Raw genomic sequence first — 12383 nt, forward strand, 5'->3', positions numbered from 1 at the left:
CAACGCGTGACTTACGGGATGGTGCAGCCACTGTTTCTCAGGCAACGTGCAAACGCCGGGTAGCAGACGTTCTCACCATTGCCCGCCGCCAGACAAGCATCGTAGGCGGTGTAGCACGGGGTACAGCGGGACTGCGCGGAGGCACTGCCGATTCCCAGGGTCAGTGCAGCAGCCGCAATAGCAACAGACAGCTTGAATCCAATCTTCATGCTTCACTCCGTTGATAGCCCTCCTTGGGCAACGGCAACGCTACAGGCGGAGGTGATCGTGCACAAGTGACTGGAAGTGCCGATGGTTTCGGACACGCGTGAACCAGTGCCAGGCAACGATCTGCTTGCCGACAGTGGATTCAGCGCTACAAATGCTTCCGGTCAGAAGCTGTAGGCCGCCTGCACATACACCCGTCGTGGCTCGCCGGGGAAATGCCCGTTGCGTTCGATGAAGCCACTGGCCGCATATACCTTGTCGAACAGGTTCTTCACATTGGCCTGGAACTGCCATTGCTTCCACGTCGTCTTCCAGCTCATGTCGAACACCGTGTAGGCCTTCACCGCCTGCCCATCCAGGCTGACACGCTCGCCCACATGGTCTGCTCCGAAGCCGATGGCGGAGTTGATTGCCGGCAGGTCGTAGCGGGTCCACAGGCCCAGCTTGTTGCGGGGCGCATTCGCGAAGCGGTCGCCGGAGGCGTTGGTGATGCCGTTCGGGCCGGCGTCCTTCACCCGCGCATCGTTGTAGCCGTAGGTCAGGTTCAGCACCCAGCGCTCGGTGAGGTCGGCCAGCAGGTCCAGCTCCATGCCGGTACTGCGCACCAGGCCCAGCGCGGCCAGCTGGTTCACGCCACCGATCACTTCGCCGGTGGCCTGCACGATGTTGCTGCGGTCGATCCGGTAGGCCGCCATGTTCAACGTCACGCGGTCGGCCAGCAGGGACTTCATGCCCACTTCCCACTGCTTGCTGCGCTCGGCATTGAACGGTCCGCCGGCCGCCGGATTCTGGTTGGCGGCACTCTGCGGCACGAAACCACTGGCGACGTTGGCGTAGAAATTCATGCCTTCGCGCACGGTGAACGTGCTGCCCAGCCGCCAGCTGATGTCGTTGCCATCCACGCTGCTGCCGGCGATGCGATCCTCATCCTTGAAACCGTCCCAGCGCAGCCCGGCCAGCACATGCCAGCGCGGGCCCAGTGCCAGCTCATCCTGCAGGTAACCGCCATAGCGTTTGCTGCGGGTGGACGTGCTGCGCCAGGGCAGGGCGCCCAGGGTGTAGTCATGCCAGGTGCTGGCGCCGTACACCGGATTGAACAGGTCGATGCCGCGCACCGGCCCTGCGCCGCGCGCAAGGTCAGCGCTGTTGGCGGTCTGTGCAGTGAAATCCGCATCCAGCTGGTACACATCGGCGCCGAACAGCACCTTGTGCTCCACCGCGCCGGTGGTTACCCGCCAGACTGCATTGCCGTTGGCAGTGAACGCCTCGTTGTCACGGATCTGGTTGCGCAGCTGTCGGGTCATCCATTCGGCCACACCATCGCGGTCGCGATCGATCAGGCCCATCGGCTCGTGGTACATCTGGTGTTCGTTGTTGCTGAACCAGCGGGCGGCGAAGTCCACGTCCAGGGTATCGAGCGGCGCGAAGCGATACTGTGCCAGCGCCACCTTGGCGCGCATGTCGAGAAAGTCGCTGGCTTCGTTGTGGTTCCACCGGCGGTCGGTCAGGAACGTGCCCGCATCGTTGACCGGTACGCCGCGCAGGCGGTTGCCGCCAAGATTCTGGGTGATGTCGGTGAACTGCAGCACCAGTTCGCCGGTCCGGCCCACGTCGAAGGCCAGCGAGGCATCGCCGATCACACTCTCGCTGTCGGTGTTCCAGCGCACGCCCTTTTCATTGTCGGCATAGAGCCCGGCGCGATAGCGCACGCTGCCGGTGGCATTCAACGGCCCGGTACCCTCGATCGATCCGGCACGGAAGTCGTTGTCGCCCAGCTGGATCTCGATGCGGCGCTCGGCAGCGGCTTTGGGCTTGCGGGTCACATAGTTGATGACGCCACCGGCATCTCCGCCGCCATACAGCGCTCCCGCCGGGCCCTTCAGCACCTCCACGCGCTCGATATTGAACAGCTGCGGCACCGAGAAGCCTGCATAGGGATCGCCGCGCAGGCCGTCATACAGCACGTTCTCCTGGCGGAAGCCGCGCAGGGTCACCCCGGCATAGCTGAAATAGCTGATGCCGCTGATGCTGCGATAGAGATCGGTCACCTGGCGCGCGGCCTGGTCGTCGATCAGTTCACGCGGGATGACCTGGACCGACTGAGGGACCAGTTCCAGCGGCGTATCCGTGCGGGTGCCGACTGCGGCATCGTCCACCCGATAGAGCGTCTGTGCACGTCCGCGGACTTCGACCTTGTCCAGGTCCCTGGGTGAGGTCGTCGAGGTGTCGGCAGCCTGGGCGAGGGATGCCAGGGGCAGGGCCAGTGCCAGGCACAGGGTGCGTTTCTGGGTCGTGGGGAGGGGCATGGGCGGAGGTTCGCGTGGATGCAAATGAGAAAGAGTAGCATTTGCAACACTTCGTGACCTATCCCCCGAATGCGTTATGGACGCGCGCCGGGATCGGTATAGGGGGTGCCAGCCAGGGCCACCAGTACTCCGGTGCCACCGCGCACGATCAGCTGCAGCATGGCCTGGCGTGGATCCTCGCCCTGCAGCTGGCTCGCCAGTCCTTTCTCATAGGCCGCCACCACCGAGGCCAGCAGCATGGCGGCGCCCAGGCGCGCTTCGGCGTCGCTCTCCGCTCGCCCGATCGCCTCGGCCATCCATTTCGCCAGATCGTCCGTCAGCTGCGCCTGCAGGCGCCGGGCATGTGCGGTCAGTACCGGGCTGTCAGCGACGGTTGCCCAGAATGCAGCGGCGCCAGCATTGATGCGCAGCAGCGGATGGGCCGCCTCCAGCAACTCGCGCACGAGTGACTGGAAGGCCGCCAGCGGGGTCATGCCGGTGCGCGCCGCCATGCCCTCGCGCAGCAGCGCACGTGCTTCCTCGTCGCGGTCGAAGACAAGGTCTTCCTTGCTGGCGAAGTAATTGAAGACCGTCTTGCGTGATACCCCCGCAGCCTCGGCGATCTCGGACATGGACACGGCCTCGAAGCCGCGCGCGATGATCAGCCCGGTGGCGACGTCGGAAATCGCTTGTCGGGTCTCGGCTTTGCGCTGATCGCGGCGGCCTGGGAGCGGGGTCATGGGCGGTTCACTTGTGAAAACGTACACCGAGTGTAACATTTGACTTGCCGGAGCGCCGGCCCGGCGCTCACGAGGAATCCCCATGCTGTACGACGTCGTCATTGCCGGTGCTGGCCCGGTTGGCTTGTTCCTGTCCTGCGAACTGGCCAATGCCGGGTGTTCGGTGCTTGTGCTGGAACAGGCCGGGTCCGCCGACTCGCCGTTGAAGCGCCTGCCATTCGGGCTGCGCGGCCTGAACACCCCCACGCTGGAGGCACTGGATCGGCGCGGCCTGTTGGACGCAGTCGCCGCGGCGCAGGTGCTCAAGCCCGACAAGGGCGCGCCGCCGCCCGGCACCGCCCATTGGTTGGCACAGCCGCGCGCGCTGGGTGGTCACTTTGCGGGTATTCCGTTCGCGCTGGACAGCGTGGACACCGGGCGCTGGAACTGGCGCCTGCCGACGCCGGTCGGCACCCAGATGGCGATTGAGCTGCAGGCGCTGGAAAGGGTCCTCGCCGAACGTGCGAGCGCGCTGGGCGTCTGCATCGAACGCGGGCGCGCGGTAGAGGCCGTGCAGGCTGGCGAGGCGGAGGTGGTCATTGAGACTGCTGACGGAGTCGTACGCGGTCGTTGGCTGGTCGGCTGCGACGGTGGCCGCAGCACCGTGCGGAAGCAGTGCGGCTTCAGCTTCGTCGGCACCGATCCGGAATTCACCGGCCATTCGCTGCTGGTTGAGCTGGAAGATCCTTCGGTGCTGACGCCGGGCCGGCAGAACACCGCGCAGGGCATGTGCAATTTCAATCCGCCGGGCGTGCTGGCGCTGGCCGATTTCGACGGAGGGGCTGGCCATCGCGCGCCCCTCGATCTGGACGCTGCGCAGGCTTTGCTGCGGCGCGTGTCCGGTTGCGATGCAACGATCACGGCCCTGCATCTGCACAGCACCTGGACCGATGGCGCGCGCCAGGCCAGCGCCTATCGCAAGGGGCGTGTCCTGTTGGCGGGCGACGCTGCGCATGTGCATTCGCCACTGGGCGGACAGGGCCTGAACCTGGGCATCGGCGATGCGATGAACCTCGGCTGGAAGCTGGCCGCCGTGGCGCGGGGCAAGGCCGATGAGGCGCTGCTGGACAGCTATCAGGCTGAGCGCCATCCAGCGGGCGCCAAAGTACTGGACTGGTCACGCGCACAGGTTGCGCTGATGCGTCCCGGGGCCGGTTCGCGCGCGCTGGCAGCGATCATGGCCGACCTGGCTGGCACCCGCGATGGGGCCACGTATCTGGCCGAGCGGATCTGGGGTGTTTCGCAGCGGCTGGATCTTGCTGGAGAGCACCCGCTTGTCGGCAGGAGCGCGCCTGACTTCCGGTTGGCCGATGGCCGCCGCTTGGGCGAATTGCTGAGAACGGGGCAGGGGGCGCTGCTTGTCTTCGACCGGGCATCTTCGTTATCGCAGTTTGCCCAACGCTGGCTGCCTCCCATCGCCTGCGCCGCAAATACTGGAGATGCGGCATCGGGCCTGGGAGCAGTGCTGGTGCGCCCGGATGGCATCGTCGCCTGGGCCTGCGGCGCAGGGGCGGATATGTCCGGCATCGATTCAGTGCTTGCTTCCTGGCCCGGTTCGACGCGGTGATCTGCCGGCTAAAGCGCAGTCACCATCGCCTGTGAGCGGCAACTGGCCTCGGTCATCACCGAGGCCAGCTGCTTCAGGGAGTAGGGCTTGCGCAGCAGCGTGAAACCGTGGCCTGGATCGCGGGCCAGCAGTTCGCTGTAGCCACTGGTGAGGATGATCGGAAGATCGGGCAGGCGGCTGCGGATGGTGCGGGCGAGATCCAGCCCATTGGTCCCGGGCATGACCACGTCGCTGAACACCACGTGGAAACGCGCAGCGTCGCGCTCGAGCTCCGCCAGTGCCTCGTCGGCATTGCGCGCGAGCACGACGTTGTACTCAAGCTCGCGCAGTGCCCCGACTGCAAACTCGGCCACATCCACGTTGTCTTCCACCACCAGTACGCACAATCCGTGGCCATGCAGCAGCCCCTCTTGCGCGGTCGGCAGCTCGATGGTGGCGTTTTCCTGCGCCAGCGGCAGATACAACGTGAAGCGCGTACCGACACCTGCCTGGCTCTGTACGTCCACTTCGCCCTCGGACTGTTTGACGAAGCCGAACACCTGGCTGAGGCCAAGCCCTGTGCCTGCGCCCACTCCCTTGGTGGTGAAAAATGGCTCAAAGATCCGATCCACCACGGATGGATCGATACCGGCGCCGGTGTCGCTGACGCTGATCGCAGCAAAGTCGCCTTTCATCGGCGCCGCGAACCGGACGGAAGGCACCGATGTCAGCTGTTCCACATCGATCGTCACCTTGCCGTGGCCGTCAATGGCGTCGCGCGCGTTCACCGCGATGTTGATCAGTGCGGTGTCGAGCTGGGTCCGGTCCAGCAGCACCGGCAATGGGGTGTCGGGCAGGTTCACCGACACGGAGATGCGTGCACCCAGCACTGTGGTGATGATGTCCGAAAGCGCGCGTACGCTCTCGCAGAGGTCGAACACCTGCGGCGACAGGCTCTGTCTACGCGAGAACGCCAGAAGCTGGGCGGTCAGGCGAGTGGCGCGGTCGGCGGCGGTTTCGATGGCCTGTACGTAGCGCAGGCGCGCATCTCCGGCTGGCCAGGTATGCAGCAGCATGTCCACGGAACCGGTGATGACCTGCAGCAGATTGTTGAAGTCGTGGGCAACGCCGCCGGTCAGCTGGCCGATGGCCTCCAGCTTCTGCGACTGCCGCAGCTGTTCGCGGGCGCGTACCAGTTCAAGATGGGCCTCGCGTGCCTGCTCGGTGATGGCCGCTACCTGGCGGGTGTGCCGGTCGCGTTCGATCACCCGTTCGGTCTGCTCGCTGACGACGCAGATGATGCCGGCCACGCCTCCGCAACCGGCACGCAGCGGCGAGTAGGAGAACGTCCAGAATGTCTCGCGCAACGTGCCATCACGGTCCATCATCAACGGCATGTTCTTGAAACTGCGGCTTGTGCCGCCGAAGGCATCGTTGACAGCATCGACGACGTCGGCCCAGACGTCCGCCCAGACGTCTTCCAATCGGCTGCCCATGGCGCCGTGCAGCTTGCTGCCCAGCATGGGCAGGTAGGCATCGTTGAAGAAGAACGCCTTGTTGTCGCGGCCCCATGCGATCCACAGCGGCTCCGGAGAATCCAGGATCATCGCCAGCAGAGCGCGAAGTTCGGGAGGAGCGTTGATCGCGTCGGTGGAACGGGCCCAGTCGCTGTCCTGCAGCAGTCGGTAGGCGAGTTGATCGGGTGCCGAGACAGGAAGGGGGAAGGGATGCATGGCCGTGCGCGAAGAAAGGTGCCGCAGCTTAGCCGAGGTGATGTCATTGCGCCCTGCACAGCTCCTTTGCCCTGGCTGTCATCGGCCCTGCCCAGCGGACGAGGTGGCTCACGGGGCGCCCTCTGACTGCATCATCATCCCTGCGCCAACAGCCTGCGTCGTGGCACCGTCGTACTGCAGCCTCAGACACCCAGAAGCGAATTCACCTGCCAATCGGCAACCCGCGCATGGCTCACCGCCTGATGACTGCCGCATCCGTCGCAGCGGAACAAGGCGCCGCCCGGCAGCTGGACCAGATTGTCTTCGCCGGCCGAGCGGGTTTCGGAGCAATGCCGGCAGATGACGGTGAGCGCCGTAATGCGCTCCACCCCGCCAGACAGGTCGAACACAGCTTCAAAGGCATGGATGACAGGGTGACCAGTGGCCGGCATCGGGAAAGTCGTCGTGATGGGGAGGCCTTATCCTGCCCCCCCGATCGTGACGGGCTGGTCATCCGCATGCATTGGAGCGATCAAGATGCCCGGCGGCTCAGAGATCCTTCTTCTTGCCGCTCAGGTCGATCGGCCTGTCACTGCCCTTGCGCTCGCTCGACCACACTTCCATGCTCTTGTTGCAGCGGCTCTCGCGGGCAGCCACTTCGGGCGGCAGGTCCTTCAGATGCGGCGACTCCTGGCAGGCCTGGTGCATGTTGCTGTCGTCATACGTGGCGCAGGCGCTGAACGTGACCAGGGCAATGGCGGTGAGGGAGACGCGAAGCAGGGGCTGCAGGTTCATGGGGGTCTCAGGTAGCGCCGGGCTGGCCATGCGATTCAAATCCGCGACCCCGGGCACGAGCAATCCGTCCAACCGCACTTGTTATTCTGTAACAGATGCGCGATAGTCCGGCGCCTGCTGCTGTCAGGCGACGCAGATCATCAGGATCATGCTCAGCGCCAGCATCAGCACGAATACGCGCCGGCTCAGCGCAAGGCAGGCCAGGCAGGCGGCCAGTGCCCAGGCAGCCAGCAGCGCGCAGGCCAGCAGCCACAGCCCGATCACGATCAAGGATCCGGTCGCCAGCGCCGACAACGCGATGGCCTTGTACAGAGCCACGCCCAACACGCTGCCCAGCACGCCCGCCTGCAGGGCGATGGCATCGTGATGTGCGGGGGCGGGCGCGTGAAGCATTGTGACTGGATGGTTCCAAGCGTGAGCGGCGCGCGTACTGTGCCCGAATACACATCCACGCCATGTGTACTTCGCCGACGACGCGATCAGTGACGGCGGCGCGACAGCAATAGCCCAATGCCCACCACGGGCACGATCCCAAGCAGCGGTGCTTTGTACAACGGCCAGCCATGCAGTACGCCCGTGATCACCAGTGCCGCCGTCGCCAGCAACAGGCCCGCACCCCAGACGCGTGCGGGCCAGGCACCGAAGAAGTGGCGACGTTGCGGAGCCGCGGCAGCGTTTGCGGGCCGATCTGCGAGCGCCTCTGCCAGTGCGTCCCGGAAGGTTGGGAAATCATGCATCGATGCCCGTGTGCGCTGCAGCAGCACGCTCGGTCCATCGACCAGGATCAGATCGACATGATCGTCCAGGTTGTAGGACCGGATCTGCTTGAACGGGAGAGGAGGACGGTGCTGGAATACCAGACGATCCTGTTCCAGTACCACCCGGTCCCGTTGTGGGGAATAGACTACGAAGCCGAGGATCAGCGGCGACAGCGTGAGAATCGCTGCCGCGCCCAGTGCCGGAAACGGCCCAAGTTCGGGCGCGACGGCGACCAGGAGTATTGCCAGTGGTCCGGCTCCGGCGGCAACGATGGCGTACTGGTGATAGCGCCTGAAGATGCGTACTTCGCTGCCGATTTTCCGCGGCCGGGCGGGGAGACGGGAGCGGGCGGTGGGCAACTTCATGGACTGTGTTCGATCACGGCTTTCCGGCAAGAAAGCGTGGCGTCGCGTTGCAATGAAGTCCATACAACTATTCCGAATCCGCCCTCGCTGGACCTCTATGTGCGTCTTCGCGCGCCTTCTCCCACGCATCTGTTCAGTCGAACTCGCCCTCCGCCGATTCCAGTCGCTGCCGGTACGCCGCCCGGTGCTGGTACAGGCGCTGGCACTCGGCGGACCGGTGGATCCGGCTGGCCGGTTCGTTGGCCACCGAGTCGCACATCCGCGCGATGTGGTTGTTGGCCGCAAGCTCGGTGACGAAGAACACGGCAGTGACGCCGGTGCCGAGCAGCACGACATAGAGCAGGCGGCTGAGCCAGCGCGTGCGCTTGCGCTCGAAGTGCTGCTGGAGGGTCAGGTCGAAGCGGATGATGCTGAGCACGATCCAGATGATTGCGGCGAGGAAGCAGATCGTGGGCAGCAGGCCGCGCCAGATGCCTGCTTCGTACACCGACTCGCTGTAATGGACCGCTGCGCCGGCACCGGCGATGGCGATCGCCAGTGCCCAGTTGCGGCCCAGCGAGAGCAGATCATCGAGCAGCTTTTCGCGGTTCTTGGTCGGTCCTGCTGCCACGGTGGTTCCTTCTGCCTGCTGCGACCGGCGACGGACTGCCGCAGGTCATGCAGATGGTGGAGCATCGCTGCAGTGATGAGAAGCCCGCCCGCTCAGCATCCACCTGCGCGTGCACGGATCCAGCGCCGGTAGCGGCGAGCCCGGCATTTGCCGGCGGCCTGCGCCAGCAACAGCGCCCACGCCGGCGAGACGCCGGGCGCAGTGGGGCGGCGCTGGCTGAGCCGACCCAGTTGGTATTTCACTGCCGCCATGTGCGCGCTGGCCGCCAGCGGCTTGCTGCGCCAGTTGATGTTGCGCAACGCCGGCACCGGGTCGCGGCCCTGCTGCCACTGCTGCGGCAGATCCGGCTCGATCGCCAGCGCGGTGGCGATGCCGACCATGGCCACGCCGCTGGCCAGCACCTGCTCTGCCACTTCGCGGCGGCGGATGCCGCCGGTGACCATCAGCGGCATCGTTGCCACCGTGGCGATCTCGCGCGCGAATTCGAGGAAGTACGCTTCCCGGGCCATGCTGCGTTCGTCGCGTGCGGCGCCGGTCATGGCCGGTGCTTCATAGCTGCCGCCGGACAGTTCGACCAGATCCACGCCGAGGGGCGCCAGCATCTCCACCACGGCGCGCGCGTCCTCGGGCGAGAAACCGCCGCGCTGGAAGTCGGCGGAGTTGAGCTTCACCGCCACTGCGAACGTAGGCGCCACGCTGGCGCGTACGCCCTGCACGATCTCCAGCAGCAGGCGCGCACGGTTGTCCAGGCTGCCGCCCCAGCGATCCTCGCGACGGTTCGACAGCGGCGACAGGAACTGGCTGAGCAGGTACCCGTGCGCGGCATGGATCTCCACGCCGCTGAAACCGGCGCGTTCGGCCAGCTCGGCACTACGGATGAAGCGGGCGATCACTTCTTCAATGTCGGCTTCGCTCATTGCCTTTGGCGGCGCGAACTGCTTGGACAGCGCGCCCATGTCCAGTGGCACCGCCGAAGGTGCCAGCGCCGGCTGGCCGAGCGCGGCCGGCATCTGCCGACCGGGATGGTTGATCTGCATCCACATCTGCGCACCCCGCGAGCGTGCTGTCTCCGTCCAGGCGCTGAAGCGGTCGAGATGGCGATCATCTTCCAGCACCACGCCGCCGGGGCCGGTCATGGCGCGGCCATCAACCATCACGTTGCCGGTGATGATCAGTCCGGCGGCGCCGTCGGCCCAGCGCTGGTACAACTGCAGCAGCGCTTCGGAGGGGGCGTGGTCGGCGTCGGCCATGTTCTCCTCCATCGCCGCCTTGGCGATGCGGTTGCGGATGACGGCACCGGAGGGTAGTGCCACGGGCGAGAACAGCGACATCGGACAGCTCCAGGACAGGGGAATGGCGCTACGCTAACCTTCAAGTTTGATTGAAGGTCAATGGGTTCCGATGTCGAGGATTCAGGCGGATGAAGATCGGTGAGCTGGCCCGGCGCACGGGCCTGGCGGCGTCACGCATCCGCTTCTATGAGGAGGCAGGGTTGCTGGTCGTCCAGCGGCAGGCCAACGGCTACCGCGACTATCAGGAGCAGGCGGTGCTGCTGCTGGAACTGATTACCGGTGCGCAGCGCGCCGGCTTCAGCCTGGAGGAGATACGCGCCCTGCTGCCGCCAGACATGGGCCAGTGGCAGCACGACGCATTGATCTCGATGCTGCAGCAGAAGGTGGCCGACATCGAGGCGCTGCAGTTGCGGCTGGTACAGAGCCGGACGCACCTGTTGGCCCTGATTGAGGACATCCAGGCGCGGCCGGACGGGATTGACTGCGCGGCCAACTCGCGGCGGGTATTGGACCGTGTGAAACGTGGCGAGCTGGCGCGACCGACGCTTGCAGCCGGCGACGTGGCAATGCTGCGGCCGGGACGCCGCCGCCGCATGGGCAGCGGCTGACGACCCGGCGCCGTGTTCAGTGGCTGCCGGCGGTGGCCTTGCGCTTCCTGTCCAGCATCACCGCCACGCACCACAGCAGCAGGCCGCCGATGGCGGTGGCGGCACCGACATAGCCGGTGCTGGCCGGGCTGAAGCCGGCACTGATCGCCATGCCGCCCAGCCACGGGCCGAGCGCATTGGCGGTATTGAAGGCGGCATGGTTGGAGGCGGCGGCCAGGGTCTGCGCTTCGCCGGCCACGTCCATCAGGCGCGTCTGCAGTACCGCCGCCAGTGCGCCCATGGTGCCGACGGTGATGATCATCGGGCCGATCGTCCACACCGACTGCGCGGCGAGCGGGTACAGCAGCAGCATCACGATGGACCACAGCAGCACCACGGCGGCGGCCTTGAATTGGAACTTGTCGACCAGCCATCCACCGGCGATGTTGCCGATGATCGCGCCGATGCCGAACACGCCCACCGCCAGTGGCATCCAGGATTCGGCGACGCCGGTGACCTGCACCAGGGTCGGTGCCAGGTAGGTGAACACGCAGAACATGCCGGCGAAACCGACCGCGCCGATGGCCAGCGCCAGCCACACCTGCGTGGTATTGAAGGCGCGCAGTTCGCGCATCGGCGAGGTGCGAACTTCATCCGGATCCGGCAGCAGGAAGCGCGCGATCATCGCCACGGTGGCGACGGCCAGCACGCTGACCAGGGCGAAGGCGGTGCGCCAGCTCAGCTGCTGGCCCAGCCAGGTGGTCAGCGGATTGCCGACCAGGATCGCGATCGACAGGCCCAGCAACACGCGCGACATCGCCTGGCCACGCTGGCCGGCGGGGCTGATCGCCGCCGCCACCAGCATCGCCACGCCGAAGTAGGCACCGTGCGGCAGGCCGGCGACGAAACGCGCAATGAGCATCGTGCCGTAGTTCGGTGCCAGCGCACTGGCGAGGTTGCCGATGGCATAGAAGCCCATCAGCGCCAGCAGCAGCTTGCGGCGCGGGAAGCTGGCGCCGACGAAGGCGAGGATCGGCGCACCGACGACCACGCCGATGGCATAGGCGCTGATCAGGTGGCCGACCTGGGTTTCGGAAATCGACAGGCCACGGCTGATCTCCAGCATCAGGCCCATGCTGGCGAATTCGCTGGTGCCGATGGCAAAGCCGCCCAGTGACAGTGCGAGGATGATCAGGGTGCGCTGACGGGGCGTCAGCCGCGCAGCCAGGGAAGAGTTGGGGCTCATGCGGAGGGCGCGAAGGGGCAGGGGAGCCGGACATTGTACTGCTGCACCGCAACAGGGGCAGCCATGCCAGGGGGCAAATCAGCGTTTGATCGATGGGATTGTGGCCAGCCGAGGGTGGCCCCGGGGCTGCAGGAGGTGTGGCGCACTGTGGCTGGCGTCCTGCATGTGATGACGACATGCGGAGCGGCATGATGGTGCAC

13 protein-coding genes are annotated in these 12383 nt (G+C 66.0%); 2 read left to right on the top strand and 11 right to left on the bottom strand.

All coding sequences use genetic code 11. The features are described from left to right. Positions 1-11: 11 nt before the first annotated feature. The 3 genes from ACZK0Z_RS09155 to ACZK0Z_RS09165 all read right to left on the bottom strand — a co-directional run bounded on the left by ACZK0Z_RS09155 (position 12) and on the right by ACZK0Z_RS09165 (position 3232). A complete protein-coding gene (locus ACZK0Z_RS09155; protein ID WP_080355030.1) occupies positions 12-209 on the bottom strand; it encodes a hypothetical protein in 198 nt (65 codons plus the stop codon). Positions 210-371: 162 nt separating this feature from the next. After that, complete coding sequence (locus tag ACZK0Z_RS09160) at positions 372-2513, bottom strand: TonB-dependent siderophore receptor (RefSeq protein ID WP_049429696.1); 2142 nt, start codon at positions 2511-2513, stop codon at positions 372-374. A gap of 74 nt (positions 2514-2587) precedes the next feature. Beyond that, positions 2588-3232, bottom strand: a complete 645-nt coding sequence (locus tag ACZK0Z_RS09165; protein ID WP_049429695.1) for a TetR/AcrR family transcriptional regulator — start codon at positions 3230-3232, stop codon at positions 2588-2590. A gap of 82 nt (positions 3233-3314) precedes the next feature. Between ACZK0Z_RS09165 and ACZK0Z_RS09170 the strand changes: the two genes are divergently transcribed. Beyond that, the gene (locus ACZK0Z_RS09170; RefSeq protein WP_197632141.1) at positions 3315-4838 is read left to right on the top strand and encodes an FAD-dependent monooxygenase; all 1524 of its coding nucleotides are present in this window, start codon (positions 3315-3317) and stop codon (positions 4836-4838) included. Positions 4839-4846: 8 nt separating this feature from the next. Here ACZK0Z_RS09170 and ACZK0Z_RS09175 read toward each other — a convergent pair whose 3' ends face one another. The 7 genes from ACZK0Z_RS09175 to ACZK0Z_RS09205 all read right to left on the bottom strand — a co-directional run bounded on the left by ACZK0Z_RS09175 (position 4847) and on the right by ACZK0Z_RS09205 (position 10389). Beyond that, a complete protein-coding gene (locus ACZK0Z_RS09175; RefSeq protein WP_197632140.1) occupies positions 4847-6550 on the bottom strand; it encodes an ATP-binding protein in 1704 nt (567 codons plus the stop codon). A 182-nt stretch (positions 6551-6732) separates the two neighbouring features. Continuing rightward, a complete protein-coding gene (locus tag ACZK0Z_RS09180) occupies positions 6733-6981 on the bottom strand; it encodes a hypothetical protein (protein WP_197632139.1) in 249 nt (82 codons plus the stop codon). 97 nt (positions 6982-7078) lie between these two features. After that, positions 7079-7324, bottom strand: a complete 246-nt coding sequence (locus tag ACZK0Z_RS09185; RefSeq protein WP_049429692.1) for a hypothetical protein — start codon at positions 7322-7324, stop codon at positions 7079-7081. Positions 7325-7447: 123 nt separating this feature from the next. Beyond that, a complete protein-coding gene (locus ACZK0Z_RS09190) occupies positions 7448-7717 on the bottom strand; it encodes a hypothetical protein (protein ID WP_005410135.1) in 270 nt (89 codons plus the stop codon). An 86-nt stretch (positions 7718-7803) separates the two neighbouring features. Further along, complete coding sequence (locus tag ACZK0Z_RS09195) at positions 7804-8448, bottom strand: hypothetical protein (protein ID WP_197632138.1); 645 nt, start codon at positions 8446-8448, stop codon at positions 7804-7806. A 133-nt stretch (positions 8449-8581) separates the two neighbouring features. Further along, positions 8582-9058, bottom strand: a complete 477-nt coding sequence (locus ACZK0Z_RS09200) for a hypothetical protein (RefSeq protein ID WP_197632137.1) — start codon at positions 9056-9058, stop codon at positions 8582-8584. Positions 9059-9150: 92 nt separating this feature from the next. Then, a complete protein-coding gene (locus ACZK0Z_RS09205; protein ID WP_197632136.1) occupies positions 9151-10389 on the bottom strand; it encodes an oxidoreductase in 1239 nt (412 codons plus the stop codon). A gap of 89 nt (positions 10390-10478) precedes the next feature. On the opposite strand from ACZK0Z_RS09205, the gene ACZK0Z_RS09210 reads away from it, so the two are divergent. Further along, positions 10479-10958 (top strand): MerR family transcriptional regulator, encoded by a 480-nt coding sequence (locus tag ACZK0Z_RS09210; protein WP_049429687.1) that lies wholly within the window; start codon positions 10479-10481, stop codon positions 10956-10958. A 16-nt stretch (positions 10959-10974) separates the two neighbouring features. Here the strand turns inward: ACZK0Z_RS09210 and ACZK0Z_RS09215 are convergent, their stop codons facing one another. Then, positions 10975-12183: an MFS transporter gene (locus ACZK0Z_RS09215; protein ID WP_197632135.1), complete on the bottom strand. Its 1209-nt coding sequence runs from the start codon at positions 12181-12183 to the stop codon at positions 10975-10977. Positions 12184-12383 lie beyond the last annotated feature (200 nt).

Source organism: Stenotrophomonas sp. 116085_Sma, assembly GCF_056479585.1.

What these genes read in the sequence shown, in the direction of transcription:
- ACZK0Z_RS09155 (WP_080355030.1), bottom strand. Translation starts at nt 209, where the DNA reads ATGAAGATTGGATTCAAGCTGTCTGTTGCTATTGCGGCTGCTGCACTG.
- ACZK0Z_RS09160 (WP_049429696.1), bottom strand. Translation starts at nt 2,513, where the DNA reads ATGCCCCTCCCCACGACCCAGAAACGCACCCTGTGCCTGGCACTGGCC.
- ACZK0Z_RS09165 (WP_049429695.1), bottom strand. Translation starts at nt 3,232, where the DNA reads ATGACCCCGCTCCCAGGCCGCCGCGATCAGCGCAAAGCCGAGACCCGA.
- ACZK0Z_RS09170 (WP_197632141.1), top strand. Translation starts at nt 3,315, where the DNA reads ATGCTGTACGACGTCGTCATTGCCGGTGCTGGCCCGGTTGGCTTGTTC.
- ACZK0Z_RS09175 (WP_197632140.1), bottom strand. Translation starts at nt 6,550, where the DNA reads ATGCATCCCTTCCCCCTTCCTGTCTCGGCACCCGATCAACTCGCCTAC.
- ACZK0Z_RS09180 (WP_197632139.1), bottom strand. Translation starts at nt 6,981, where the DNA reads ATGCCGGCCACTGGTCACCCTGTCATCCATGCCTTTGAAGCTGTGTTC.
- ACZK0Z_RS09185 (WP_049429692.1), bottom strand. Translation starts at nt 7,324, where the DNA reads ATGAACCTGCAGCCCCTGCTTCGCGTCTCCCTCACCGCCATTGCCCTG.
- ACZK0Z_RS09190 (WP_005410135.1), bottom strand. Translation starts at nt 7,717, where the DNA reads ATGCTTCACGCGCCCGCCCCCGCACATCACGATGCCATCGCCCTGCAG.
- ACZK0Z_RS09195 (WP_197632138.1), bottom strand. Translation starts at nt 8,448, where the DNA reads ATGAAGTTGCCCACCGCCCGCTCCCGTCTCCCCGCCCGGCCGCGGAAA.
- ACZK0Z_RS09205 (WP_197632136.1), bottom strand. Translation starts at nt 10,389, where the DNA reads ATGTCGCTGTTCTCGCCCGTGGCACTACCCTCCGGTGCCGTCATCCGC.
- ACZK0Z_RS09210 (WP_049429687.1), top strand. Translation starts at nt 10,479, where the DNA reads ATGAAGATCGGTGAGCTGGCCCGGCGCACGGGCCTGGCGGCGTCACGC.
- ACZK0Z_RS09215 (WP_197632135.1), bottom strand. Translation starts at nt 12,183, where the DNA reads ATGAGCCCCAACTCTTCCCTGGCTGCGCGGCTGACGCCCCGTCAGCGC.